Genomic DNA, 24,660 nt, shown 5'->3' with positions numbered 1-24,660 from the left:
GTCTCTCTAGTTCAAGCTGTGGCGCAGCCTTTCCAACGCCAATCTGATGCGCGATTTGATCGTGCCAAGGGGTAATCCGGTCACATCGGCAATTTCGCTATGCGACAGGTCCGCGAAATAGGCGCGTTCGATCATGCTGCGTTGGGCTTCGGGCAGGGCGCGCAGCGCCTTGGTCAGTTGTGCGGTTTCCTGTTGCAGGGCCAGCGCATCCTCTTGGTCGGGTTCGGCTTCAGGCCCCCAGGGCAGGTCTTCGGGGTCGGGGCGCTTGTCGCGCCGCAGCATGTCGATGCGTCGGTTCCGCGCGATCGTGAAAATCCATGTTGCGGCAGACGCACGCCCTTGGTCGAATTGCCCGGCCTTGCGCCAGACAGTCACCATTACATCTTGCGCGCATTCTTCGGCACTGGCGGCATCCGCCCCCGATTTCATCAGGTAAGCTTTCACGCGAGGCCCAAAATGCGCAAAGAGTGCCGCGAAAGCGTCATTGTCCTGCGTCTCGGCCACGCGGCGCAACAGCGCCGCCCAATCTGGAGTCGTGTCCCTGCTCACACGGTTCAACCCTTTTCCCGTGGCCGAAAACAGCCACGTTTGCCGCACCATATCGGCCAAGGCAGGGGCGTGTCGAGACGCCATCGCAGGCTGGAAACTGTCAAACATACCTGACATACGCTATATGCGCACAGTCGGATCAAAAAATATGCACAGAGATGAGATGTTATTACCTTTGATCCGGGTTTTCCTACGCCGCGTATCATCTTCAACGGCGGCCAGTGGCTTGCCAGACTGTCAAGTAACGGAGACACCATGCCCTTTGAAATGATTGACATGCCCGCGCGGCGGATTGCGATAATCGGCGGCGGCATTTCGGGGCTGGCGGGCGCCTACCTGATGTCGCAGCGCCATCGTGTTACGCTGTTTGAAGCCGAACCCCGCCTTGGCGGCCATGCGCGCACCGTGCTTGCGGGCAAGCGTGGCGATCAGCCGGTGGATACAGGCTTTATCGTGTTCAACCATGTAAACTATCCCAACCTGACCGCGCTGTTTGAAAAGCTCGATGTGCCGACGGCGCCTTCGAATATGAGCTTTTGTGCGTCGTTCGATGCCGGACGTTATGAATATGGGTTAGGGTCGCTCGATCAGGTGTTTGCGACCCGCAGGGCGGCGCTGGACCCAAGGCATCTGCGGATGCTGCGTGACATTCTGCACTTTAACAAGAATGGCCACAGGGTCGCGCTGGACAATCCCGGACTAAGCATCTGCGGGCTTCTAGAGCAACTGGGCACCGGCACCTGGTTTCGTGAGCGGTATATCTTGCCATTCTCCGGGGCGATCTGGTCAACGCCGACCGCAAAAATCCTTGATTTTCCCGCCGTGGCGATGATGGAATTCTTTCGCAACCATGCACTGCTGAGTGCGAATGGGCAGCACCAGTGGCATACGGTCCGCGGCGGCTCTATTGAATATGTGCACCGTCTGACGGCCTATCTGGAGCGCGCGGGCGTCAATCTGCGCAGCGGCACCCCGGTGGAAAGCGTAACGCGCGCGGTCGATGGTGTGCAGATCAAGGCGCACGGGGCAGAGGCCGAGCGTTTTGACGAGGTGATCTTTGCAACCCATTCCGACATCACGTTGCGTCTGCTGGCCGACCCGACCGAAGCCGAGCGCCGCGCGCTTGGGGCTGTGAAGTACCAGACCAATGACGCCGTGTTGCATTGCGATGCAGATTTCATGCCAAAGCGGCGCAAGACATGGTCCAGCTGGGCCTATACCGAGCGCGGGCCGGAAGATCGTGCGCGCATATCGCTTAGCTACTGGATGAATTCGCTTCAGCCCATCCCGCAGGATGACCCGATTTTCGTGACGTTGAATGCCAATCATCCGGTGCGCGAAGACTGTATTTACGACACTTACAGCTTTGACCACCCGGTCTATGACGCAGCTGCGCTGGACGCGCAGGGCGCGGTGCGGGCCATGAACGGCATGAACCGCACATGGTTCAGTGGCGCGTGGCTGCATAGCGGCTTTCACGAGGACGGGTTCAAGAGCGCGGTCGATGTCGCTCGCGCCATGGAAGAACGCACGCGGAAACTAGCGGCGGTTGCATGAGCAAGGTTGAACATATCGCAGGCCAGACCTTTCACGGGCGGCGCGGGCCGGTATCTAACCGGTTTACCTACACGGTGGATTATGTGCTGTTCGATGCCGAAGCAGAGCTGCAAGCGCCGACCCTGTTGTCGCGCAACCGGAGCAACGTGGCCAGCCTGTCGGACCGTGACCATGGCGGTATGCCCGGGCAGGGGCGCGGGGCCGCTTGGGTGCGCGAGGTGCTGGCGGCGCATCAGCTAGGGAGCGTGACCGACGGCAAGTTGATGCTGCTGACCCAACCGCGCGTGCTGGGCCATTTGTTCAACCCGGTCAGTTTCTGGCTGTGTCATGATAAAGCGGGCGACATGCGCGCCATGATCGCAGAGGTGAACAACACCTATGGCGACCGGCATTCTTATCTATGCGTCAAGCCCGACCGCTCTGCCATTCTGCCCAGCGACGAGTTGCAGGCGCGCAAGATTTTCTATGTCTCGCCGTTTCAGCCGGTCGAGGGCGACTACAGCTTTCATGTCGAGATGACGCCAGAGAAGGTGAATATCCGCATCGGCTACCGGCAGGATGCCGAGGCTGAAAATGCCGGGTTGGTGGCCACGCTGACGGGTGCGCGCAAACCGCTTGGCAATGGTGCAGTCCTGTGGGCCATGGTGCGGCGCATGGGGTCGCGCCGCGTGCTGGCGCTGATCCATTGGCAGGCGCTGAAATTGTGGTGGAAGGGCGCGCGCTTCCGCAGTCGGCCAACACCTCCCGTCGAAGAGATCAGCCAGTGACCACCGCTGCGGGCATAGCGCCTGCGCCCCGCTTCTGGGGCTACTCGCTTTATGGCGGGTTGCTGGCCATGGCGGGGTTGCCCATCTACATCCACGCGCCATTCTTTTATGTCGAGGAATACGCGGTGTCCCTTGCGGCGCTGGGCACGGTTCTGTTTGTGCTACGCGGCCTAGATTTCGTGCAAGACCCGGCGCTTGGCTGGCTGGCCGCGCGTTTAGGCGCGTGGCGCGGGCAAGCGACGGCCTTGGCGGTGATTGCGCTGGCCGGGGCCATGGTCATGCTGTTTGCGGTGGACCCCATGTTCTGGCCGCTTGCGTGGTTTGCTATCGCCATCACGGTGCTGTTTACAGCTTATTCCTTCCTGACCATCTGCTTTTACGCGACGGGGGCTGCGCGCGGGGCAACACTGGGACAGGGCGGGCATGTGCGCCTTGCCGCATGGCGCGAAAGCGGGGCGCTGGTGGGCGTGTGTATCGCCGCCGCCGCACCCGTTGCCTTGGAAGCCGTAATGCCTGCGCCCTTCACCGGTTTCGCGCTGGGCTTCGTGTTGGTCGCTTTGGTGGCCGCATGGGCCATGCGCCTGGAATGGCCGCGCTTCAGGCCCGATCTGTCGGTCGTTGGCCCGTCCTTCCGAGAGGTCTTGGCCGACCCGACCGCGCGCCGCCTGCTGACGATTGCGCTGGTCAATGCCACACCGGTCGCCATCACCTCGACCCTGTTTCTGTTCTACGCCGAATCCGTGCTGCGCACCGATGGGGCAGAGGGGCCGCTGCTGATTTTGCTGTTCCTTGCCGCTGCCGCAAGCGCGCCGGTCTGGGCACAGGTTGCCAAACGCTTTGGCGCTAAATCCGCGCTTCTGGTTGGCATGGCGCTGGCCATGGCCAGTTTCGCTTTCGTGCTGACATTGGGGCCGGGCGACCTGACCGCCTTCGCAGTTATCTGTGTGCTGTCGGGCTTTGGCATGGGCGCAGATCTGACGCTTTTGCCTGCAATTTTCTCGCGCCGCATGGCGGATCTGTCACCAGAGGCCGCGCAGGGTTTTGGCCTCTGGGCCTTTGTCACCAAAGCAACCCTGGCACTGGCCGCGCTGATCGTGTTCCCGACGCTGGACATGGCGGGGTTCGAACAGGGGACCGACAATTCCGACACAGCCCTGTCCACGCTGGTGCTGCTTTATGCAGCCCTTCCAACCGCGTTGAAAGCGGGGGCCTTTGCCCTGTTGGCGCTGACCCCTTTGAAGGAGAGTTGACCGATGACCACGTTTCTGACCCTGCTGGCCGGTATGGCGCTGATGCTGGCGCTGGTCGTGGCGGTGCAGCGTTTCGCGCGCTTTCCCGCCCAGACCCCGGCAGATTATGCCAAGATGGAACCCGCCTTCGATATCCGCAAGCACCTGTCGGGGCCGATGACCTGTGAGGGCGTGATCTATGGGCCGATGGGGCGTGTCACCTCGCGTTTCACCGCGGATATGCACGGCACATGGGACGGCGACAGCGGCACGCTGGCCGAATATTTCCGCTATGACAGCGGCACCACGCAAGACCGCGAATGGCGGCTGACGCTGCAAAGCGGTGGGCGCATCCGGGCCGAAGCCGATGACCTTGTGGGCCGGGGCGAGGGCAATCAGAAGGGCGCGGCATTGCAGTTGCGCTATACCATCCGCTTGCCCGAAAGTGCGGGCGGCCATGCGCTGGATGTGACCGATTGGCTGTATCTGATAGATGACAAGACGATCGTGAACCGCAGCCAGTTTCGCAAATATGGCATAAAGGTCGCGGAACTGGTCGCCACAATGCGAAAGGTGGACGCATGAGAAAGCTAAGCGGGAAAACCTATTGGCTGGTCGGGGCCTCTGAAGGGTTGGGGCGCGCGCTGGCAGAGAAATTGTCGAAAGCCGGGGTGTCGCTGGTATTGAGCGCGCGCAGTGCCGATGCGCTGCAAGCCTTGGCCGACAGCCTGCCCGGCCCGGCCCGTGTTGTGACCTGCGATGTGTCGGACCGCGCGTCTGTTGTGGCAGCGGCGGAACAGGTCGGCGCGGTGGACGGAGCGGTGTTCCTGGCGGGCGTCTACTGGCCGCAGCCCGCGCAAGACTGGGATGCCGAACAGGTCGAGGCCATGTTCGACGTAAACCTGACCGGGGCGGCCCGCGTGCTGGGGCAGGTGGTGCCTGCCATGGTCGCGCGCGGCGCGGGGCATGTGGTCATCACCGGGTCGCTGTCTGGCTATCGCGGCCTGCCGGGTGCCATTGGCTATGCGTCTTCCAAGGCGGGGCTGATGCATCTGGCGGAATCCATGCATTGCGATCTGCGGGGCAAAGGCGTGGATGTGCAATTGGCGGTGCCGGGCTTCATCCGCACGCGGCTGACCGAGAAAAACGACTTCGCCATGCCATTCATTATGGAACCAGAGGCAGCGGCGGATGAAATGATGACGCTCATGCGCTCTGACAAATTCCACCGCGCCTTCCCCAAGCTGTTCTCGCTGGTGTTCCGGGGCGGCAACTTCCTGCCCGACTGGCTGTATTACCGGGTCTTCGGGCGGTAGCGCGCCTGCGCGCATTGCCGCAACGCAGCGATTATTGCTTGACATTATCTTGCGCCTTTTGCAGGTGTTTAGGCAACAAAGTTTCGCACGTATTGCCGGAGGCCCGCATGACCGACCCCCAAGCCACGCCGCAAAAGGACAAGCCCTGGCTGTTTCGCACCTATGCCGGGCATTCGACCGCGCGGGCGTCGAACGCGCTTTATCGCAACAACCTGTCCAAGGGGCAGACGGGCTTGTCGGTGGCCTTCGATCTGCCCACGCAAACGGGCTATGACAGCGACCATGAGCTATCTAAGGGCGAGGTCGGTAAGGTCGGCGTGCCGGTTTGCCACCTGGGCGATATGCGCCTACTGTTCGACCAGATCCCGCTGGAGCAGATGAACACCTCGATGACCATCAACGCAACCGCGCCGTGGTTGCTGGCGCTCTATATCGCGGTGGCGGAAGAGCAGGGCGCGGATGTGTCTCAGTTGAACGGGACCGTGCAGAACGACCTTATCAAGGAATATCTGTCGCGGGGGACGTATATTTGCCCGCCAGAGCCGTCGATGCGGATGATTACCGATGTTGCCGCCTACACGCGCGAACATCTGCCCAAATGGAACCCGATGAATGTGTGTTCCTACCACCTGCAAGAAGCCGGCGCGACGCCGCAACAGGAACTGGCCTTCGCGCTGGCAACCGCCTGCGCGGTGCTGGACGACCTGAAATCCAAGGTTCCGGCCGAACATTTCCCGCAGATGGTGGGGCGGATTTCGTTCTTCGTGAATGCGGGTATCCGCTTCGTGACAGAGATGTGCAAAATGCGCGCCTTCGTGGACCTGTGGGACGAAATCTGCCGCGACCGCTACGGCATTGACGACCCGAAATACCGCCGGTTCCGGTATGGGGTGCAGGTGAACTCGCTTGGCCTGACCGAACCGCAGCCCGAAAACAACGTCTACCGCATTCTGATCGAAGCGCTTGCGGTCACGCTCTCGAAAAAAGCCCGCTGCCGCGCGCTGCAATTGCCCGCGTGGAACGAGGCGCTGGGCCTGCCGCGCCCGTGGGACCAGCAATGGTCGCTGCGCCTGCAACAGGTTCTGGCCTATGAAACCGACCTTTTGGAATATGACGACCTGTTCGACAATAACCCCGCGATTGACCGCAAGGTGGCCGAGCTGAGCGAGGGCGCGCGCGAAGAACTTGCCCGCATTGACGAGATGGGCGGCGCTGTCAAAGCCATCGAATACATGAAATCGCGGCTGGTAGAGGCGAATGCAGAGCGGATTTCGGGTATTGAAACCGGCAATACTGTTGTGGTCGGGGTTAACAAGTTCACCACAACCGAACCCTCGCCGCTGACCACGGGCGAAGATGCGATCATGGTGTCGGACCCAGAGGCAGAGGCCGACCAGATCGGTCGCCTGACTGAATGGCGCGCCTCCCGCGATGAGGCTGCGGTGCAAGCGGCGTTGGCTGATCTGCGCGCCGCCGCGCGCGACGGGCGCAATGTCATGGCGCCTTCCATCGCCGCGGCCAAGGCCGGTGCTACGACCGGCGAATGGGGCGAAACCGTCCGCGCGGCGTTCGGGCAGTATCGCGGCCCGACCGGGGTCGCGCGCGCGCCGTCCAACCGCACCGAGGGGCTGGAGGATGTGCGCGAAGCGGTCGATGCTGTCAGTGCCAAGCTGGGCCGAAAGCTGAAATTCGTGGTCGGCAAGCCGGGGCTGGACGGCCATTCCAACGGTGCGGAACAGATCGCCGCCCGTGCCCGCGATTGCGGGATGGAAATTGCCTATGAGGGCATTCGCCTCACACCCGCCGAGATTGTCGCCGCTGTGCGCGACGAGGATGCGCATGTGGTGGGTCTGTCCATCCTGTCGGGCAGCCATATTCCGCTGATGGGCGACCTGATGGAGCTGATGCGCGCCGAAGGGTTGGGGCATGTGCCGGTCATCGTCGGCGGGATCATCCCCGAGGATGACGCCGTTCGCCTGCGCGCGATGGGCGTGGCGCAGGTCTACACGCCCAAGGATTTCCGCCTGAACCAGATCATGATGGATATCGTCGCACTGGTGGACCAGACCCCGGTTGCAGCAGAGTAACCCCTTGCCCTGCCCGTCAGGGCGGGGCAATCATGCGCCGCAACACTCAGGGGGTCCGCATGAAACTGGTCAGCTTTAACATCAATGGCATCAAGGCGCGCGGCCCTGCGCTGACCCGCTGGCTGGACGCGTTCCAGCCCGATGTGCTGGTGATGCAGGAAATCAAATCGGTCGATGACGGCTTCCCGCGCGAGATATTCACCGAACGCGGCTATCATCTGGAAACCCACGGCCAAAAGGGTTTCAACGGGGTCGCGATTGCCAGCGTCTTGCCGCTGTCGGATGTAACGCGCGGCTTGCCGGGCGATGATGACGACGCACAGTCGCGCTATATTGAGGCGACCGTGCAGGGCGCCACGCATTCCTTGCGTGTTTGCGGATTGTATCTGCCCAATGGCAACCCGGTGGAACTGGACGGGGCGGGCGCGCCTTTGCCGGGGGGGAAATACGCCTATAAGCTGGCATGGATGGACCGATTGCGCGCGCGCGCCGCAGAGCTTCTGGCCGCCGAGACGCCGTTCGTCATGCTGGGCGATTACAACATTATTCCTCAGCCAGAGGACGCCGCGCGCCCCAAAGCGTGGGAAAACGACGCGCTGTTTCGCCTGCCGTCGCGGGCGGCGTTCCGGCGGATCGTCAATCTGGGCTTGACGGATGCGTTACGCGCCCGGACCCAAGCGCCGGAAAGCTACACGTTCTGGGATTACCAAGCCGGCGCGTGGGACCGCAATGATGGTATCCGCATCGACCACATTTTGCTGTGCCCCTATGCCGCTGACTGGTTGCAAGATTGCGGCATCGACCGCGCGGTGCGCGGCGAAGAGAAACCCTCGGACCATGTGCCGATCTGGGCAGAGATGGCGCTGTAAGAACAGGCGTGGTCAGGGGGCAGCGTCAGGGTCGGCCATCTGGCGCAGGGCCGTGTCGATATCTTCAGGCCGGTTGATGTTGAAGAACGGATCGCCTTGATCGTTGCTGAACCGGGCGGTTCCGGCCCCGTGGCGGTCGGCCCAAAGCGAGACTTTGCGCAGCCCGTCCGCGAGCGCCGCGCGCAAGTCGTCGCGTAATGCGACCGGCCACAGACCAAAGGTCGGGTGGCGGCGTAGGGTGCCGGTTTCATCGGGGCTGGCGGCAATGCACAGGCCATTCGGCGCGGCGCAGGCCGTCAGCCTTGCGACAAGATCGAGCGGCAGGAAGGGCGTATCCGCAGCGGCGGTGACGATGGTATCCGCCCCGCGCTGCGCCGCCCAATCCAGCCCCGCCAGAACACCCACCAGCGGGCCTTGATACCCGCCGATGCTATCGGGCAGCACCGGCAGGCCGAATTCCGCAAAGCGCGCGGGGTCGCCATTTGCATTCAGCGCCAGCGCCGCGCATTGCGGTTCCAACCGCGCGATGACATGGTCAAGGATCCGCGCCGAACCAAGGCTGCGCAGCCCCTTGTCGCCGCCGCCCATACGGGTCGCGCGGCCCCCGGCAAGGATAATCCCCAGCGGTCTGGTCATGCCTCGCGCTCGGCAAGGGGCGCCTTGTTGGCGCATGTCGCAAGGCACCAGTCCAGCAGCGCTTGGGGCGTGGGCGGCACTTGGGTGGCCAGCCCGTCAGAGAATGCCAGCAGCCCGGCCCTGTGGCCCGGTGCGCAGCCGGTCAGGACCGGAATCTCTGCGGCAAGTGCCTGCCCGATCGCCTGCCGAAACCCCGCGCCTTCGCATTCCTGCTTGCCGAACTTGTTGACGATCAGCAGGTCAGGTCTGCCGTGTTCCAACGCGGACTCAACCAGAAACACGGCCTCTGCCAAACCATGGCTGTCCAGTCGGCACCCGGTGGCATGGCGGCCGCGATCCTGCGAAATGCGCACGATCCGGTCGCTGCCAAGCAGTTGCAGGTCCATATGACACCGGCGGCTTGGGTCGTTTTCGATGTTGTCCTGCACCGCGCCACACAGGCGCATCCCCCGCGCCATCAGGGTCTGTGCAAGATCCAGCAACACGCGGTCGCCCGCCCCGCGCCCCTCGGCAATGAAATATGCGAACATGGCGCCTTCTCCGGGCTTGGTGCAGGGCAGGGGGTTTAACTGGCGCGTCGGATGCCCACAAAGCGGGCGCGGGCGCGCGGGTCTTTGTCGAACAACGCGGCAAGCTGTTCGGTCATGGCCCCGGCCAGTTGTTCCACATCGGTAATGGTCACGGCACGGTCGTAATAACGGGTTACGTCATGCCCGATGCCGATGGCCAGCAATTCCACCGCGCGGCGCTTTTCGACCATGGCGATCACGTCGCGCAGGTGGCGTTCAAGGTAGTTGGCGGGGTTCACAGACAGGGTGCTGTCATCGACGGGCGCGCCATCAGAGATGACCATGAGGATCTTGCGCGCCTCTGGCCTGGCCAACATGCGCCGGTGCGCCCATTCGAGCGCCTCGCCGTCGATGTTTTCCTTCAGCAGCCCCTCTTTCATCATCAGGCCCAAATTGGGGCGCACACGCCGCCACGGCGCATCGGCCTGCTTGTAGATGATGTGGCGCAGATCGTTCAGGCGGCCCGGTTGCAGGCTGCGGCCATCATTCAGCCATGCCTCGCGCGAGAGCCCGCCCTTCCAGGCGCGGGTGGTGAAACCAAGAATTTCCACCTTAACATTGCACCGCTCCAGCGTGCGGGCCAACACATCGGCGCAAATTGCGGCAATGGAGATGGGGCGCCCGCGCATGGACCCGGAATTGTCCAACAGAAGCGTGACAACCGTATCGCGGAACTCTGTGTCTTTTTCTTGCTTGAAGGATAGCGGGGTTGTGGGGTTTGCGACCACGCGCGCCAGCCGTCCGGCATCGAGCGTGCCTTCTTCCAGATCGAACAACCACGACCGGTTTTGTTGTGCCTGCAAACGACGTTGCAACTTGTTGGCCAGCCGCGACACAGCCCCTTTCAAGGGTTCCAACTGCTGGTCCAGATAGGCGCGCAGACGTTCCAACTCGGCAGGTTCGGCCAAGTCCTCGGCGCGGATTTCTTCGTCATTGGCGGTGGTAAACACTTTGTAATCCGCGCTTGCCTCGGAATGGGGCGGCGGTGGCGGCGGGTCCATCGGAGCCTCGCCCTCAGGCAGTTCGGCCTCGTCGGACATTTCGTCCTCGGCGTCTTCGTCCATGGCCAGATCAGCTTGGGCTGCGTCTTGCGACTGGCCGTCCTCGTCCGAGCTGTCATCGTCGGCGCTGTCTTCTTCGCCTTGGCTGTCGGGGTTGTCGGGGTCTTCGGACTGGTCTTCTTGGTCGTCCTCGGTGCCTTCGTCCTCGTCTCCGGTATCGTCTGGGTCGTCGCCCAATTGGTCGCCAAAGCCCAGATCCTCGATCATGCGGCGGGTGAAGCGGGCAAAGGCGCTCTGATCGGCCAGCACATTTTCAAGCCCTTCCAGCGTGCCGCCCGCGCGTTCCTCTATGAAGCCGCGCCACAGGTCCAGAACATGATCGGCCCCACTGGGCAGATCGCGCCCTGTCGCCATTTCGCGGATCATGTAACTGGCGGCGACGGGCAGGGGGGCATCCTTGCGGTCACGGATTTGAGCATAACCTTTACGGCTGGCGTCATGCGCGATGCGCGCGTCGATATTGCCTGCCGTGCCGGGCATGTGGCGTGCGCCCACGGCCTCGCAGCGCGCATCCTCCATGGCCTGATACAATTCGCGCGCCATCTCTCCTTGCGGCATGTAGCGCGCATGGGTGCCTGTGTCGTGATAGCGGTGGCGCAGGGCAAGGCTGTCAGCGGTGCCGCGTGCCAGCAAGACCTCGTCGCGGGTCATGCGGCGCGTGACCTGCGGCAAACGCATCGCATCATTCGACAGGCCGGGGGGATCGACCGAATAAGTTACGGTCATGTCACGCGCGTCTGCCATTGTGCGGGCTGTGTCAGACAGCGCCTTTTTGAACGGGTCTGCCGGGTTGTCGGAAGGCTTGCTCATGCGTCACCGGGGCCTGTGCTTTGGGTCTGCGTCACAGATAGACCAGCGCCTTGCGAAAGAAAAGGAAACACTCTGCTGCTTCGCACAGGGCCTGTGCAGAAACGAAGCTTTCGCAGCGGCTGATCCGCGCAGATATGTGACACAGAAACTTATCACACCGGAGACTCAGAATGACCCAGACCCCCCGCATCGGCGTAATCCTTGGCAGCACCCGCGACAGCCGTTTCGGGCTGGCCCCGGCCGAATGGATCGTGGCCCGCGCAAAGGCGCGTGGCGATTGGGATGTTGACCTGATCGACCTGAAAGACCATCCGCTGCCCTTGTTCAACGAAATGGCGTCCAACCTGTGGATGCCCAGCGAAGACCCCGCCGCCGTGAAATGGCAACAGACTCTCGCACAGTATGACGGGTTCATTTTCGTGACGCCAGAATACAACCACTCGATCACGGCGGTGCTGAAAAACGCCCTGGACCAAGCCTATCTGGAATGGAACCACAAAGCGTTTGGTATTGTCGGCTATGGCGGCGTGGGGGCTGCGCGCGCGGCGGAACATTTGCGCGCCATCGGGATAGAGCTGCAAATGGCGTCCACCCGGTCTGCGGTTCATATCGGCGGCGGCGATTTCTTTAGTGTGCACCCGATGGGCGGCGACCCCAAGCCGATCGAGTCGCTTGAAGCCAGCATCGGTGGCTCTGCCGATGCCATGCTGTCCGAACTGGACTGGTGGACCCGTGCTACCATGGCCGCCCGCCGGGAAAACGCGGCAAAAGCTGCCTGAACCTTCAGATATGATACCCCGCGCCCCCAACCGGGCGCGGGTCAACCGGCGCTGCCGTTAAAATCCGGGGCTGGGCGCAACGCAATTCGTCAGCGTATATTCGGAACAGCCCAGAAGAATGCCGGTCATCCCGCCCGATGCGTTGCCAAAGCCGAAGGTGCCGGCGACTTCCTCGGCATTAGGACCGTAAAAAGCACCATCCAATTCCCCCCAAGCCTGCGTACCATTGTAAGACAGCACCGTGCCGTCGGAATTGTAGAATCGACCGTCCGGTCCGATCAACGCGCCCTCGAATCCTGCGGCCAGATCGGCGTAAGAATTGTCGGTGTCGTCGCGCAATAGCCCCTGAAACTCTGCCGACAGGGTGCCAGATGTGAAATCCGCTGTCAGATCGACCGACCCGGTGGCGCGACCGTCATATTGCACACCTCCTTGGATGAGCGAAGCCCCGGCCTGAAACCTGCCGCGATATTCCACGCTTTCGCCGGGGAGCACCACGCTTTCATCCGCTTGCTGACCCGGACCGGAATGGATGGTGACGAAACTGTCTTGATCTGCGTCAGGTCCATGCCCGTTAACGGCGAAGCCCCCGGCATAGGCATAACGCCCGCTCAACTCATTCACCAACCATGCGCTGTCCGCATTGACAACATCGCATTCCGGGACCGTCGCGCCGCCTCCGGCACGCGTGCAAGTGATTGCCACGCCCGTAAGGTCGCCATTATGAAAATCGATCCGCGCACCGCTGCCCCGTCCAGAAACACCATTGTAGCGCATGGTCGCCTCTATGCCCGAAGCCGGTGGGCCGTTTGCGACCACGCCGCCGGAATTGCCCTGCCCCGATTGCGCCAGAACATTTGGCATATTGCCGCTAGTGGTGGATACGCTGCCAGAGGTCGGTGACAGCGCACCACCGCTACAAGCCGAGAGCAACGTTACGACAGAAAGAGCAGAGGCGACACGAATAAGCATGGTGGGCAATCCTGAAAGATCTGATTGCCCCCTGTATTGTCTGTCTTTGTGGCCAAGCTGGGGGGGAATTAAGGCTGAACCGGGGAATTATCTGCGCTCACGCTACAATCTACGGAACTGGAACGACCTGCTCTGCCCCAACAAAGCCTTCGACGCTGTCATGCGCCCGAACCCGAATTGTGGTGATCTGTGGCGGCAGACCCAAAGCTGGCAGGCTGCGGGTGAAAGGTTGTTCATGGACATGCGGATGGTGCAAAATGCGCGTGCCCAGCACCGTGCCATCCGGGCCAAGAACTTCCCATTTGTCGGCGTATTTGTCCCAGCCTGTCTCGTCAGAGGACACGGTGACAGCAATATGAAAACTGCCATCCGCATTCCGCGCGATCGTCACGGCCTCAACATCCGCGCCCTGAACAGGTAGCATGATGGCAAGAAGCCAGAAAATTGTAGCAAAATACGTTTTCATGGAAGTTGGATAACACGATGCGCCCGGGGTCGGGGGTCAGCTTATTGTGAATAACTATGTTGAGTGACCTCAACATAAACGGTTCGTTTACATTTTCCGTTTAAACTCGACATATGATGATGAACCCAGCCCTAGACACACCAGTTGCGCCGTTTGCCCCCGGAATAGGGCACGGCCAGCCCCTCTGCGATCATCGCGCGCGCGACATCCACGCCATCCAGCGCCAATCGTCCCAACAACCGCCCATATCGGTCGGTGCCACTTGTGCGCAGGTCCACCATGCTCGCTTGTGCGATCAAGCGTCTCAGGTGCAGCGTCGCGGCCTGCCCAAGCCTTTCTTCGCCTGCGCATTGCGGTTTGTAGGTTTCCGGGGTATCGAAACCGGTCAGGCGAACATTTCGGCGCGCGGTGTCCGGGCAGGTGATCGTAATCGTATCGCCATCCACAACCCGGCTTATACGACAGCCGGATTGTTCAAACGTGCTCCTCCCGGTTGCGGGGGCAGACGGGGTTTCGGGCGCTGTGCAAGCCACAACAACACTGGTTGCCAGCGCCGCGAAAAGCCTCATCCCAGGCTCATGCTGGCCGCCGATTCGGGCAGTTCTTCGTCAAAGCAGCGTTGGTAGAACTCTGCCACGGTCTGGCGCTCCAACTCGTCGCATTTGTTCATGAAGGACAACCGGAACGCATAGCCGACCGACCGGAAAATCCGCGCATTCTCGGCCCAGTTAATGACCGTTCGCGGGCTCATGACAGTCGACAGGTCGCCATTCATGAAGGCGGTGCGCGTCATATCCGCAACCGTGACCATCTGGCTGATTTCTTTACGGCCCGCGGCGGTATTATAGGTCGGGTTCTTCGACAGCACGATGGCGACTTCGGCATCATGGCTCAGGTAGTTCAACGTGGCGACCAGCGACCAGCGGTCCATCTGTGCCTGGTTGATCTGCTGTGTGCCGTGATACAGACCCGTGGTGTCGCCCAAGCCCACCGTGTTGGCAGTCGCGAACAGCCGGAAGGAGGGGTGCGGCGTAATGATTTCGTTCTGGTCCAACAATGTCAGCTTGCCGTCATGTTCCAGAACACGCTGGATGACGAACATCACATCGGGACGGCCAGCGTCATATTCGTCAAACACAATCGCCACGGGGTTGCGCAGGGCCCAAGGCAGAATGCCGTCCTGGAATTCCGTGACCTGCACGCCGTCGCGCAGTTTGATCGCATCTTTGCCGATGAGGTCGATCCGGCTGATATGGCTGTCCAGGTTCACCCGCACCGAAGGCCAGTTCAACCGCGCTGCCACCTGCTCGATATGGGTGGATTTGCCGGTGCCGTGATAGCCTTGGATCATGACGCGACGATTATAGGCAAAGCCTGCCAGAATGGCCAAGGTCGTGTCGGGGTCGAACTTGTAGGTCGGGTCCAGCGCGGGCACACGGTCGCCGGCCTCTGCAAACCCCTTCACGGTCATGTCGCTGTCTATCCCGAACACATCGCGGACAGAGATATCTTCGGTGGGCCTGTTGAGGTCTGTCATGCCGTATCGTCCTGCTTTGGAATGGCCGGGCCATCGTGTTTGGCTTGTGTTTGAAACATATGCCGCAAAGGTTCAAGGGGAAGGCGTGCCTTGCGCGACGATCAACCGCTCTAGCCCGTGGAAATGGTAAATATCCGCAAGTTGTGGGGGCGCGGCAAGTGTCAGCCGGGGCAGGCGGGCGCCAAGCACCGACAAGGCCCGCTGCAATTCCAGCCGCGCCAGTGGCGCACCAAGGCAAAAATGCAGCCCCGCGCCGAAACCGGTATGTGGTTTGGCGGGGCGCGTGGGGTCAAACTTATTGGGCTGGTCCCACTGGCGCGGGCAGCGGTTCGCAGCACCCAGCAGGCAGGCAAGTTGCGCGCCGCGCGGAATTGTCACGCCCATCACATCTATGTCGTCATAGGCCCAGCGGGTGAACAGGTGCAGCGCCGGATCATAGCGCAGACATTCCTCGACCAGCGCGTCTGTGATCGGGGCAGGCCACAGGCCATGCTGCAGCAAGGTTTTCACGGCCAACCCCAAGCTGTGCACCGTCGCCTCGTGCCCGGCGTTCAACAGCAGGATGCAGGTGGCGATCATTTCCTCGGTAGATAGCGTCTGCCCGTCCTCTTCTGCCGCAATCAGATGGGTTACCAGGTCATCCGCCGGGCGCGCGCGCCTTGCGTCGATATAGTCGCGCAGAAAGGCGCTGAATTCGGTGGCGGCAACAGCGGCCGCGTCTTCCATCGCGCGGCTGCGTCCGGCCTGATACATTCCGACCATGGCGTTGGACCAGCGCAACAGGTCGGCGGTCATTGATTCTGGCACACCCAAAAGCCGGGCAATGATGATGACGGGCAGCGGTCGTGCGAAATGTTCCAGCAGATCAAATTCGTCCCCCGGCAGCGTGTCGATCAGACCATGCGCCAGCGCGTCGATTTCCGGTGCAAGCGCCGCGATCCGGCGCGAGGTGAAAGCCCGCAGCACCAACCCGCGCAGGCGGGTATGGCGCGGCGGTTCCAGTTCCAGCATGGAATGCGCTTCGATTGCATAGAACGGGGCCAGATGCGGCGGTATGGTGGGCGGTTCCAGCGGCACCCGCCCAAAGCGCCGGTCACGCAGAACCGCGTTTGTTGCCGCGAAGCTGGTGGTGCAGGGCAGGGCGTAATCCTGCCAATACACCAGTGGCCCAAGCGCGCGCATCCGGTCATAGGCTGGGTAGGGGTCTTGCACAAATCGAACATCCGTCGGGTTTTGGGCAAACTTTGGCAAGCTGTCCGGAAAACTGCTCAAGCCTTTGACACCGCGTCGATAATGCGCGCCCAAGAGCGAATGCCGCGATGGAAGCTGTCCAGGTCATACTTTTCATTTGGCGAGTGTATCGCGTCATCCTCCTTGGCGAAGCCTACCAGCATCGAATCCATTTCAAGGATGGTCTTGAAATACCCGGCGATCGGGATCGACCCGCCAGACCCCACGAAGGCTGCGGGTTTGGGCCACTCCGCGCTTAGGGCTTGGCGTGCGGCCTCAAAGGCTGGGTGGTCGGTGGACATGGTCGAGGCGGGCGAGGCCCCGTGATCGGCAAATTCCACGCGGCAATCATCCGGCAGGCGGGCCTGCACGAAATCACGGAACGCGGCCCGGATCTTGTGCGGGTCTTGCGCGCCGACCAGCCGGAAGCTGATCTTGGCGCTGGCTTGTGCGGGCAGCACGGTCTTGAACCCCGCGCCGGTATAGCCCGAAATCATGCCGTTAATCTCGCAGGTCGGGCGTGCCCAGATCATCTCCAGCGCGCTGCGGTCCTGCTCGCCCGCAGGCAGGCGCAACCCAACTTGTCCCAAAAATGCTTCGGCATTAAAACCCAAGCCCGCCCATTGCGCACGAATATCGGCGGGCAGGTCCGGCACGTCATCGTAAAAGCCCGGCACGGTCACGCGGCCCTGATCGTCATGCAGGTCGGCCAGAATGCGCGCCAGCACCCGCGCGGGGTTCATCGCCGCCCCTCCGAACATGCCTGAATGCAGGTCGCGGTCGGCGGCGTGGATTGTCACTTCCTCGCCCAGCAAGCCGCGCAGCATGGTGGTAATGGCGGGGGTTTGCGCGTCATACATCCCGGTGTCGCAGATCAGCGCGATATCGGCTTTCAGCGCGTCGGCATGCGCCTTCATATAGGGCACAAGTGAAGGCGAGCCGCTTTCCTCTTCGCCTTCCAGAAAGAAGGTCAATTTCACCGGCAGGCTGCCATGCACCGCCAGCCACGCGCGGCAGGCTTCCAGAAAGGTCATCAACTGGCCCTTGTCGTCGGAAGCACCGCGCGCGCGGATCACTTTTCCGCGCGGCGTGTCCTGCACTTGCGGGTCGAACGGGTCGCGGTCCCACAGGTGCAGCGGGTCCACCGGCTGCACGTCATAATGGCCGTAGAACAACAGGTGCGGGCCATTATCGGCACCGCCTGTCGCAACCACCATCGGGTGGCCTGTTGTGGGGTCTTTGCGGGCGGAAAAGCCCATATCGCTCAGGTCCTTGACCAGCCAATCGGCGGCATATTCGACATCTGCCTTGTGCGCGGGATCTGTCGAGATTGACGGGATGCGCAGCAGGTCCACAAGCCGGTCCAGGGCTTGCGGCAAATCGGCGTCTATCCGGGACAGGACAGGGGTGATCGTATCGGTCATGCTAAGCTCCGCTGGCAAGGATTTGACGAAGGGTAACACCTGCCTTGGGGGTGTCCAGACCCGCCGCAAAGACTATAACCAGCCTCGAGCCAAGAATCGTGATTGTGGAGAGTGTCACATGTTGAAACTGAGTATGGCCTTTGGGGCTGCACTGGCCGTCCTGCCTGCACAAGCGCAGCAAGTCGAAACTGAAACCTATAATCTGGGCGGCGTGCGTCTGACGTTGCACCTGCACGAGTTTCTTTCGGAAGAAGGCATCGCGATGCTGCGTCTGGTTGGTCAGAATCAGGACGCGCTGTCGCTTTTCGTGCCCGATGGCGCGCGTTTTGCGGCGATGGCTTTGTCCCCGGATGAGGGTTTGGTCAAAGACGGGTTATTGGCGGAATCGGCGGTCGCCGTGGCAGACCTGCCCGACCTTGAAACCGCACGCAGCGCCGCATTAGAGGGCTGCAACGCGGCGCGAGGTCCCGGCCCGGACTGTGTTATAGCCTTGGAAATACAGCCAGAATAAACTGCGCGACGTTTGGGCGCGCCCGATGCTATTGCACCTTCGGTTGGAATTGATCTAGATCAAGGAGCATTCGCAATGTGCGTGAGAAACAGGCACTTGGGTAATTTGGTTTGCAAGAATCAAGAATATCTATAAAAGCGAATATACCGAGCTGATGCCAGGGAGTGGGTAGTGAACTATAGCGCCGCAATCGATGCCGCCCTTAACCAATTGCATATCGAAGGGCGTTATCGAACCTTCATCGATATCGAGCGGCAAAAGGATCATTTTCCCAAAGCTGTGTGGAACCGCCCCGACGGTCAGACGCAAGACATCGTGGTGTGGTGCGGCAATGACTACCTTGGCATGGGGCAAAACCCGGCCGTGCTGGCGGCGATGCACGAGGCGCTTGACGCAACCGGTGCCGGGTCTGGCGGGACGCGCAACATTTCGGGGACCACCGCGTATCATAAACGGTTGGAAGTGTCGCTCGCCGATCTGCACGGGAAAGAGGCCGCGCTTCTCTTTACGTCTGCCTACATCGCTAATGATGCGACCCTATCGACGCTGCCAAAGTTGTTTCCGGGCTTGATTATCTACTCTGATGCGCTGAACCACGCCTCCATGATCGAAGGTGTGCGGCGCAATGGTGGTGCCAAGCGGATTTTCCGGCACAATGATGTCGCGCATTTGCGTGAATTGATGGCCGCAGATGACCCCGCCGCGCCCAAGCTGATCGCGTTCGAGTCGATCTACTCCATGGATGGGGATTTCGGCCCGATCAAGGAAATCTGCGACGTGGCCGATGAATTCGGCGCGCTGACCTATATTGACGAAGTTCATGCGGTTGGCATGTATGGCCCGCGTGGCGCTGGGGTGGCTGAACGTGACGGGTTGATGCACCGCATCGACATTATCAACGGCACGCTGGCAAAAGCCTATGGCGTGATGGGCGGCTATATTGCTGCATCGGCCAAAATGTGTGACGCGATACGCTCTTACGCGCCGGGCTTCATCTTTACCACGTCGCTGCCGCCAGCTGTGGCGGCTGGCGCTGCGGCCTCTGTCGAATATGTCAAAACGGCGCAATATCTGCGTGACAAGCAGCAGGAAAACGCTAGTATCCTGAAAATGCGGCTGCGCGGGCTGGGTTTGCCGATCATTGACCATGGCAGCCATATTGTTCCGGTGCATGTCGGTGATCCCAAGCATTGCAAGGCGATTTCGGATATGTTGCTGACCGAACACGGCATTTATGTGCAACCGATCAACTTCCCGACCGTGCCACGCGGAACCGAACGGCTGCGCTTTACGCCCTCGCCGGTGCATGATCCCAAGATGATTGACCGTTTGGTGCGCGCTATGGATGGGCTTTGGTCGCATTGTGCGCTGAATCGTGCCGAAATGTCCGCCTAACGACTGATAACGCTTCAATTCGCAATGAATTCCCGTATAATGATCACATGAAACGGTGCACAGATGCCGAGTTTGTGTTCGAGTGGGGGCTCAGGTGAGCAAGAAAGCGGTCAAAGGGCGGGCAATGAATTGGTTTGGCAGTAAACCCAAAGCAGCGCCGGTAGATGACGTGCAGCCAACGGGCTTCGATGATTTCGAGGTGCGTCTTGGTGACATCATCCGCGGCGAACGGGCGACGATGGGCAAGTCGCTTCTGGATGTGCAACGCGAATTGCACATTCGCGCAACCTATATTGCGGCGATAGAGGCGGGCGACCTGTCTGCCTTTGAAGCGCCAAGTTTCGTGGCGGGGTATGTGCGTTCTTACGCGCGGTATCTGGGGCTGGACCCGGATTGGTGCTATCGCCAGTTCTGCGCGGAAACGAATTTCGCAATCAATTCTGACCTGGACCGCAGCCAGCCAAACAAGGCGCGCCCGGAACCCGTCATGGCGGGAGAGTTGTCGCAGGGATTGCTGTCGCGCACCCGCTTGGCTGACGATCCCGACCCATTCTGGCGCCGTTTGGACATTGGCGCCGTCGGCTCTGTGGCAGTTGTCTTGGCGCTGGTCGTCGGTCTGGGGTATGGTGGCTGGACTGTCCTGAAAGAAGTGCAGCGCGTCCAACTGGCCCCTGCTGACCAACCGCCAGAGGTCATGGCCGATCTGGACCCGATTGCAACCGGTGCCGCGCAACGTGCTGCGGGCGATGTGTCGTTATCCGCGATGGAAGGGCGTGATGACAGCAACATCCTGGCGACCGAGCGCGACACTGCGCAGGGCGTTGTGCGCACGTATAGGCCTGAAGCACTTGAAGCTCCGATTATGGTGGCGCGTGACGGCCCCATCGGCGCGATCCGGCCCGAACCTGTAGCTGAGCCAGAAGCTGACGATATCGGCTCTGCGATCCAGATGGCGCTGAACGAAGCGACATTGCCTGCGCCCGAGGTGCAGGTCCGCAGCACGGGCCTGCCGCAAGTTGAAGTCTTGGCAGTGCGTCCAAGCTGGATTCGCGTGAGAGCTGCGGACGGCACTGTGCTGTTCGAAAAAGTGCTCGATGCGGGCGAACGCTATGCGGTGCCGCAGGCAGAGCAGGCTGCGACGCTGCGTGCGGGGAACTCTGGCTCTGTGTACTTGCTGGTTGACGGGCAGCCATTCGGCCCAACTGCGCCGGGCGCGCAGGTCGTGGATAGTATTGCGTTGACGCCAAGTGCGGTTGTGGAGAGCTTTGCGACTGCCGATCTGTCAGGCGATCAGGATTTGCGCAGCTTTGTCAACGTGGCAGAGGTTCAGCCGTAAGGGCCCTCGCTGACCGTATGACTCACGAGAGGGGCGTTGCTTGTCGCAGCGCCCCTCTTGGTTTATGTCTTAGGCAAATCCGCACGGCACAAGGCTTGCACAATGGACCACAACCATATCCGCCCGTGGCGCAATATAGAGCGCCGCAAATCCCGCCAGATCATGGTGGGTAACGTGCCGGTGGGGGGGGATGCGCCGATCTCGGTGCAGACCATGACCAACACCGATTCTGGCGATGCTGCCGCGACGATCAAACAGGTCGTTGCTTGTGCAGAGGCCGGGGCGGATATTGTCCGCGTTTCGGTGCCCGACACCGATGCCAGCGCGGCGCTGCGCGAGGTGTGCCGCGAAAGCCCGGTGCCCATCGTGGCAGATATTCATTTTCACTACAAACGCGCGATAGAGGCGGCAGAGGCGGGCGCGGCCTGTCTGCGCATCAACCCCGGCAACATAGGCGACGCCACTCGCGTCCGCGAGGTGATAAAGGCCGCGCGCGACCATGGCTGTTCCATCCGCATCGGGGTGAATGCCGGGTCGCTGGAACGGCATCTGCTGGAGAAATACGGCGAGCCTTGCCCCGATGCGATGATCGAGAGCGGCCTCGACCATATCCGTATTTTGCAGGACAATGATTTTCACGAGTTCAAGATCAGCGTGAAAGCGTCCGACGTGTTCCTGGCCTCTGCGGCCTATATGGGGCTGGCAGAAGCGACTGATGCGCCGATCCACTTGGGGATCACCGAAGCCGGAGGCATGATCTCTGGCACGGTGAAATCCGCCATCGGGCTGGGCAACCTGCTGTGGATGGGGATTGGCGACACGATCCGGGTGTCATTGTCCGCCGACCCGGTAGAAGAGGTCAAGATCGGCTATGAGATTCTGAAATCGCTGGGTCTACGGCATCGCGGTGTCAATATCATCTCTTGCCCGTCCTGCGCGCGGCAGGGGTTCGACGTGATCAAGACCGTGACTGTGCTTGAAGAACGGTTGGCGCATATCAAGACCCCGATGAGCCTGTCGATAATTGGCTGCGTCGTGAACGGGCCGGGCGAGGCGCTGATGACCGACGTTGGCTTTACCGGCGGCGGGGCCGGGTCCGGTATGGTGTATCTGGCGGGCAAGCAAAGCCATAAGCTGAGCAATGAGCAGATGGTCGAACATATTGTCGAGCAAGTTGAGAAAAAGGCCGCCGAGATTGAAGCGCGGAGCGCGGCAGAGGCGGCAGAGTAGCTTGACCGTGTTTGACCTAATTGAAAAAGGGCGGCCCTGTGGGCCGCCCTTTTAAGTCTATGCTTCAGGCGGGGCGCGCTGGCGCGCGGCCCCCGCAGGGATCAGAGAAGGGATTTAACCTTTTCCGCGACGGCTTCTGCCGTGATGCCCAATTCCTTGTAGAGCGTTGGCGCGGGTGCGGATGCGCCGAAATCATGCATGCCAACAAAGCCCGACTTTTCGCGTCGGCCGCGTTCACCAAACAGCCAGCGGTCCCAGCCAAAGCGGATCGCGGCCTCAACCGCCACGCGCACCGGGCCTGCGGGCAGAACTTTGCGGCGATAGGCTTCGGGCTGGTCTTCAAAGAGCTCCCAGCAGGGGAAAGACACAACGCGTGTGCCGATTCCTTCGGCCTGCAACAGGTCGCGCGCTTCCATTGCTATTTCCACTTCTGACCCGGTGGCCATCAGGATCGCCTGACGCTTGCCGTCCGCATCTGCCAGCACATAAGCGCCTTGGGCAGTCAGGTTCTTGGCCTTATGCTCGGTCCGGTAGGTGGGCAGCCCTTGCCGCGTCAGCGCCAGCACAGAGGGCGTGCGCTTGGCCGTCAGCGCGAGCTCCCAAGCCTCGGCGGTTTCCACGGTGTCACAGGGGCGGAACACGTTTACATTTGGCGTCGCTCGCAGCATGGCCAGATGTTCGACCGGCTGGTGGGTCGGCCCGTCTTCGCCCAGACCGATGGAATCATGCGTCATGACGTAAGTCACCGGCACGCCCATGAGTGACGAAAGCCGCATTGCGCCCCGTGCATAATCGGTAAAGCACATGAACGTGCCGCCATAGGGTTTCAGCCCCCCATGCAGCGCCAGACCGTTCATCGCGGCAGCCATGCCATGCTCGCGGATGCCGTAATAGACGTAGCGGCCCTTGCGGTCCTCGGCGTTGAACACGCCCAGACCGGCGGTTTTGGTATTGTTTGACCCGGTCAGGTCGGCAGAGCCGCCGATGGTTTCGGGGCAGACGGTATTCACCACCTCAAGCACCATTTCAGAAGATTTGCGCGTTGCGACTTTGGGGGCGCTTTCCGCGATCTGCTTTTTGAAGGCGCGGATGGCGCTTTCCAGTTTCTTGGGTGCTTCGCCTGCCATGCGGCGGGTGAATTCGGCCTGTTTGGTGCCCGACAATGCCTCAAAGCGAGTTTTCCACTCTTCATGCGCCGTGGCCCCGCGCGCGCCGATCGCGCGCCAAGCGTCCAGCACATCCGCCGGTATTTCGAACGGGCCATACTCCCAGCCATAAATGGCCTTGGTTGTCGCGATTTCGGCGTCGCCCAAGGGCGAGCCATGCGCGCCAGACGTGCCCGCCTTGGCCGGGCTACCAAAGCCGATGACCGTCTTGCAGTCGATCAGCACGGGCTGGTCCGACCCTTTCGCCTCTGTCAGGGCGCGGTCGATATCGGCGGCGTCATGCCCGTCGCAGGCCAGCACTTTCCAGCCAGCCGCGGCAAAGCGCGCGCGCTGGTCGGTGCGGTCCGACAAACTGACCGACCCGTCAATGGTAATGTCGTTATTGTCCCACAGCACGATCAGGCGACCCAGTTTCTGATGGCCGGCCAGCCCGATCGCCTCGTGGCTGATGCCTTCCATCAGGCAGCCGTCGCCCGCGATGACATAGGTGTGATGGTCGACCACCTTGGCCCCGAATTCGGCGCGCAGTTTTTCTTCGGCCATCGCAAAGCCGACGGCGTTGGAAATGCCCTGACCCAAGGGGCCAGTCGTGGTTTCCACACCCTCGACATGGCCATATTCCGGATGGCCCGCCGTGATCGCACCCCATTGGCGGAAATTCTTGATCTGCTCCAGCGTCATTTGCTTGTAGCCGGTCAGATACAGCAGTGCATAGATCAGCATGGACCCATGCCCTGCCGACAGGATGAAGCGGTCACGGTCGGCCCAGTTGGGCGCGCTGGCATCGAATTTCAGGTGCCGCTCAAACAACACGGTCGCAACATCTGCCATGCCCATTGGCATGCCCGGATGGCCAGAATTGGCAGCTTGCACGGCATCCATGGCCAAGGCACGAATGGCTGTGGCTTTCATCCAGTGGTCGGGGTTTGCGGTCTTTAAAGCGGCAATATCCACGTCGGGTCTTCCTTGGGCTGGGAACAGGCGGTGTTAGCGGTAGCGCAACGCGCCGGGATCATAAGGCTTTGGGCCTGTGCTGCAAGCAACTTGGTCCATGTACCATGCACTGCCGCGCCCCAAGGTTGGAAAGCCGAAAAATTGGGGGTAGGCTGCTATGGCGTGGGTTGCCATACCCTGCATGGAATGATTCGGCCATGTGAAAGCGCC

At 61.4% G+C, this 24,660-nt stretch carries 23 protein-coding genes; 12 read left to right on the top strand and 11 right to left on the bottom strand.

Annotated features, from left to right (window positions below; translation table 11 throughout):
• Window positions 1-6 precede the first annotated feature (6 nt).
• Window positions 7-657, bottom strand: a complete 651-nt coding sequence (locus M3N55_RS05580) for a sigma-70 family RNA polymerase sigma factor (protein ID WP_428982611.1) — start codon at window positions 655-657, stop codon at window positions 7-9.
• Between the two features lie 147 nt (window positions 658-804).
• Here M3N55_RS05580 and M3N55_RS05575 point away from each other — a divergent pair, with 147 nt between their 5' ends.
• The 7 genes from M3N55_RS05575 (at window position 805) to xth (ending at window position 8,374) form a co-directional block, all read left to right on the top strand.
• Window positions 805-2,106: an NAD(P)/FAD-dependent oxidoreductase gene (locus M3N55_RS05575; protein WP_249057234.1), complete on the top strand. Its 1,302-nt coding sequence runs from the start codon at window positions 805-807 to the stop codon at window positions 2,104-2,106.
• Window positions 2,103-2,873: a DUF1365 domain-containing protein gene (locus tag M3N55_RS05570; RefSeq protein WP_249057233.1), complete on the top strand. Its 771-nt coding sequence runs from the start codon at window positions 2,103-2,105 to the stop codon at window positions 2,871-2,873. The genes M3N55_RS05575 and M3N55_RS05570 overlap by 4 nt, the downstream gene beginning before the upstream one ends.
• The gene (locus M3N55_RS05565) at window positions 2,870-4,123 is read left to right on the top strand and encodes an MFS transporter (RefSeq protein WP_428982610.1); all 1,254 of its coding nucleotides are present in this window, start codon (window positions 2,870-2,872) and stop codon (window positions 4,121-4,123) included. Before M3N55_RS05570 ends, M3N55_RS05565 begins: the two co-directional genes overlap by 4 nt.
• A gap of 3 nt (window positions 4,124-4,126) precedes the next feature.
• The gene (locus M3N55_RS05560) at window positions 4,127-4,687 is read left to right on the top strand and encodes a DUF3833 domain-containing protein (RefSeq protein ID WP_249057230.1); all 561 of its coding nucleotides are present in this window, start codon (window positions 4,127-4,129) and stop codon (window positions 4,685-4,687) included.
• Entirely contained in the window at window positions 4,684-5,418 is a 735-nt protein-coding gene (locus M3N55_RS05555) for an SDR family NAD(P)-dependent oxidoreductase (protein ID WP_249057228.1), read from the top strand. Before M3N55_RS05560 ends, M3N55_RS05555 begins: the two co-directional genes overlap by 4 nt.
• 107 nt (window positions 5,419-5,525) lie before the next feature.
• Complete coding sequence (locus M3N55_RS05550; protein ID WP_249057227.1) at window positions 5,526-7,505, top strand: protein meaA; 1,980 nt, start codon at window positions 5,526-5,528, stop codon at window positions 7,503-7,505.
• 59 nt (window positions 7,506-7,564) lie between these two features.
• Complete coding sequence (gene xth / locus M3N55_RS05545; protein WP_249057225.1) at window positions 7,565-8,374, top strand: exodeoxyribonuclease III; 810 nt, start codon at window positions 7,565-7,567, stop codon at window positions 8,372-8,374.
• Window positions 8,375-8,386: 12 nt separating this feature from the next.
• Here xth and mobA read toward each other — a convergent pair whose 3' ends face one another.
• Genes mobA through cobT form a run of 3 tightly spaced genes read right to left on the bottom strand, consistent with a single transcriptional unit; the run spans window position 8,387 to window position 11,450 of the window.
• A complete protein-coding gene (mobA, locus tag M3N55_RS05540; protein WP_249057223.1) occupies window positions 8,387-9,010 on the bottom strand; it encodes a molybdenum cofactor guanylyltransferase MobA in 624 nt (207 codons plus the stop codon).
• The gene (locus M3N55_RS05535) at window positions 9,007-9,540 is read right to left on the bottom strand and encodes a DUF2478 domain-containing protein (RefSeq protein WP_249057221.1); all 534 of its coding nucleotides are present in this window, start codon (window positions 9,538-9,540) and stop codon (window positions 9,007-9,009) included. The genes mobA and M3N55_RS05535 overlap by 4 nt, the downstream gene beginning before the upstream one ends.
• Before the next feature lie 35 nt (window positions 9,541-9,575).
• Window positions 9,576-11,450: a cobaltochelatase subunit CobT gene (gene cobT, locus M3N55_RS05530; RefSeq protein ID WP_249057219.1), complete on the bottom strand. Its 1,875-nt coding sequence runs from the start codon at window positions 11,448-11,450 to the stop codon at window positions 9,576-9,578.
• A 170-nt stretch (window positions 11,451-11,620) separates the two neighbouring features.
• Between cobT and M3N55_RS05525 the strand changes: the two genes are divergently transcribed.
• Window positions 11,621-12,229, top strand: coding sequence for an NADPH-dependent FMN reductase (locus M3N55_RS05525; RefSeq protein WP_249057217.1), 609 nt, complete (start codon window positions 11,621-11,623; stop codon window positions 12,227-12,229).
• A 57-nt stretch (window positions 12,230-12,286) separates the two neighbouring features.
• Here the strand turns inward: M3N55_RS05525 and M3N55_RS05520 are convergent, their stop codons facing one another.
• From M3N55_RS05520 to M3N55_RS05495, 6 genes are all read right to left on the bottom strand, one after another.
• Window positions 12,287-13,201 (bottom strand): transferrin-binding protein-like solute binding protein, encoded by a 915-nt coding sequence (locus M3N55_RS05520; protein WP_249057215.1) that lies wholly within the window; start codon window positions 13,199-13,201, stop codon window positions 12,287-12,289.
• 109 nt (window positions 13,202-13,310) lie between these two features.
• Complete coding sequence (locus M3N55_RS05515) at window positions 13,311-13,625, bottom strand: hypothetical protein (protein WP_249057212.1); 315 nt, start codon at window positions 13,623-13,625, stop codon at window positions 13,311-13,313.
• 173 nt (window positions 13,626-13,798) lie between these two features.
• A complete protein-coding gene (locus M3N55_RS05510) occupies window positions 13,799-14,236 on the bottom strand; it encodes a thermonuclease family protein (RefSeq protein ID WP_249057211.1) in 438 nt (145 codons plus the stop codon).
• On the bottom strand, window positions 14,233-15,204 hold the full coding sequence (cobS, locus tag M3N55_RS05505) for a cobaltochelatase subunit CobS (RefSeq protein WP_249057209.1): 972 nt from the start codon (window positions 15,202-15,204) through the stop codon (window positions 14,233-14,235). The genes M3N55_RS05510 and cobS overlap by 4 nt, the downstream gene beginning before the upstream one ends.
• Window positions 15,205-15,276: 72 nt before the next feature.
• Complete coding sequence (locus M3N55_RS05500) at window positions 15,277-16,455, bottom strand: cytochrome P450 (RefSeq protein ID WP_249057570.1); 1,179 nt, start codon at window positions 16,453-16,455, stop codon at window positions 15,277-15,279.
• A 17-nt stretch (window positions 16,456-16,472) separates the two neighbouring features.
• Window positions 16,473-17,858, bottom strand: a complete 1,386-nt coding sequence (locus tag M3N55_RS05495; protein ID WP_249057206.1) for a dipeptidase — start codon at window positions 17,856-17,858, stop codon at window positions 16,473-16,475.
• Between the two features lie 118 nt (window positions 17,859-17,976).
• On the opposite strand from M3N55_RS05495, the gene M3N55_RS05490 reads away from it, so the two are divergent.
• From M3N55_RS05490 to ispG, 4 genes are all read left to right on the top strand, one after another.
• Entirely contained in the window at window positions 17,977-18,369 is a 393-nt protein-coding gene (locus tag M3N55_RS05490; protein ID WP_249057204.1) for a hypothetical protein, read from the top strand.
• Between the two features lie 171 nt (window positions 18,370-18,540).
• Window positions 18,541-19,764: a 5-aminolevulinate synthase gene (hemA, locus tag M3N55_RS05485; RefSeq protein ID WP_249057202.1), complete on the top strand. Its 1,224-nt coding sequence runs from the start codon at window positions 18,541-18,543 to the stop codon at window positions 19,762-19,764.
• 124 nt (window positions 19,765-19,888) lie between these two features.
• Complete coding sequence (locus M3N55_RS05480) at window positions 19,889-21,100, top strand: helix-turn-helix domain-containing protein (protein WP_249057201.1); 1,212 nt, start codon at window positions 19,889-19,891, stop codon at window positions 21,098-21,100.
• Between the two features lie 102 nt (window positions 21,101-21,202).
• The gene (ispG, locus tag M3N55_RS05475; RefSeq protein ID WP_249057199.1) at window positions 21,203-22,330 is read left to right on the top strand and encodes a flavodoxin-dependent (E)-4-hydroxy-3-methylbut-2-enyl-diphosphate synthase; all 1,128 of its coding nucleotides are present in this window, start codon (window positions 21,203-21,205) and stop codon (window positions 22,328-22,330) included.
• 101 nt (window positions 22,331-22,431) lie between these two features.
• Here the strand turns inward: ispG and tkt are convergent, their stop codons facing one another.
• Window positions 22,432-24,450: a transketolase gene (gene tkt / locus M3N55_RS05470; RefSeq protein ID WP_249057197.1), complete on the bottom strand. Its 2,019-nt coding sequence runs from the start codon at window positions 24,448-24,450 to the stop codon at window positions 22,432-22,434.
• Window positions 24,451-24,660 lie beyond the last annotated feature (210 nt).

Origin of the sequence: Roseinatronobacter domitianus, assembly GCF_023336755.1 — a bacterium.
GTDB classification, from domain to species: Bacteria; Pseudomonadota; Alphaproteobacteria; order Rhodobacterales; family Rhodobacteraceae; genus Roseinatronobacter; species Roseinatronobacter domitianus.
This window is presented reverse-complemented; position numbering and strand designations above follow the sequence as displayed.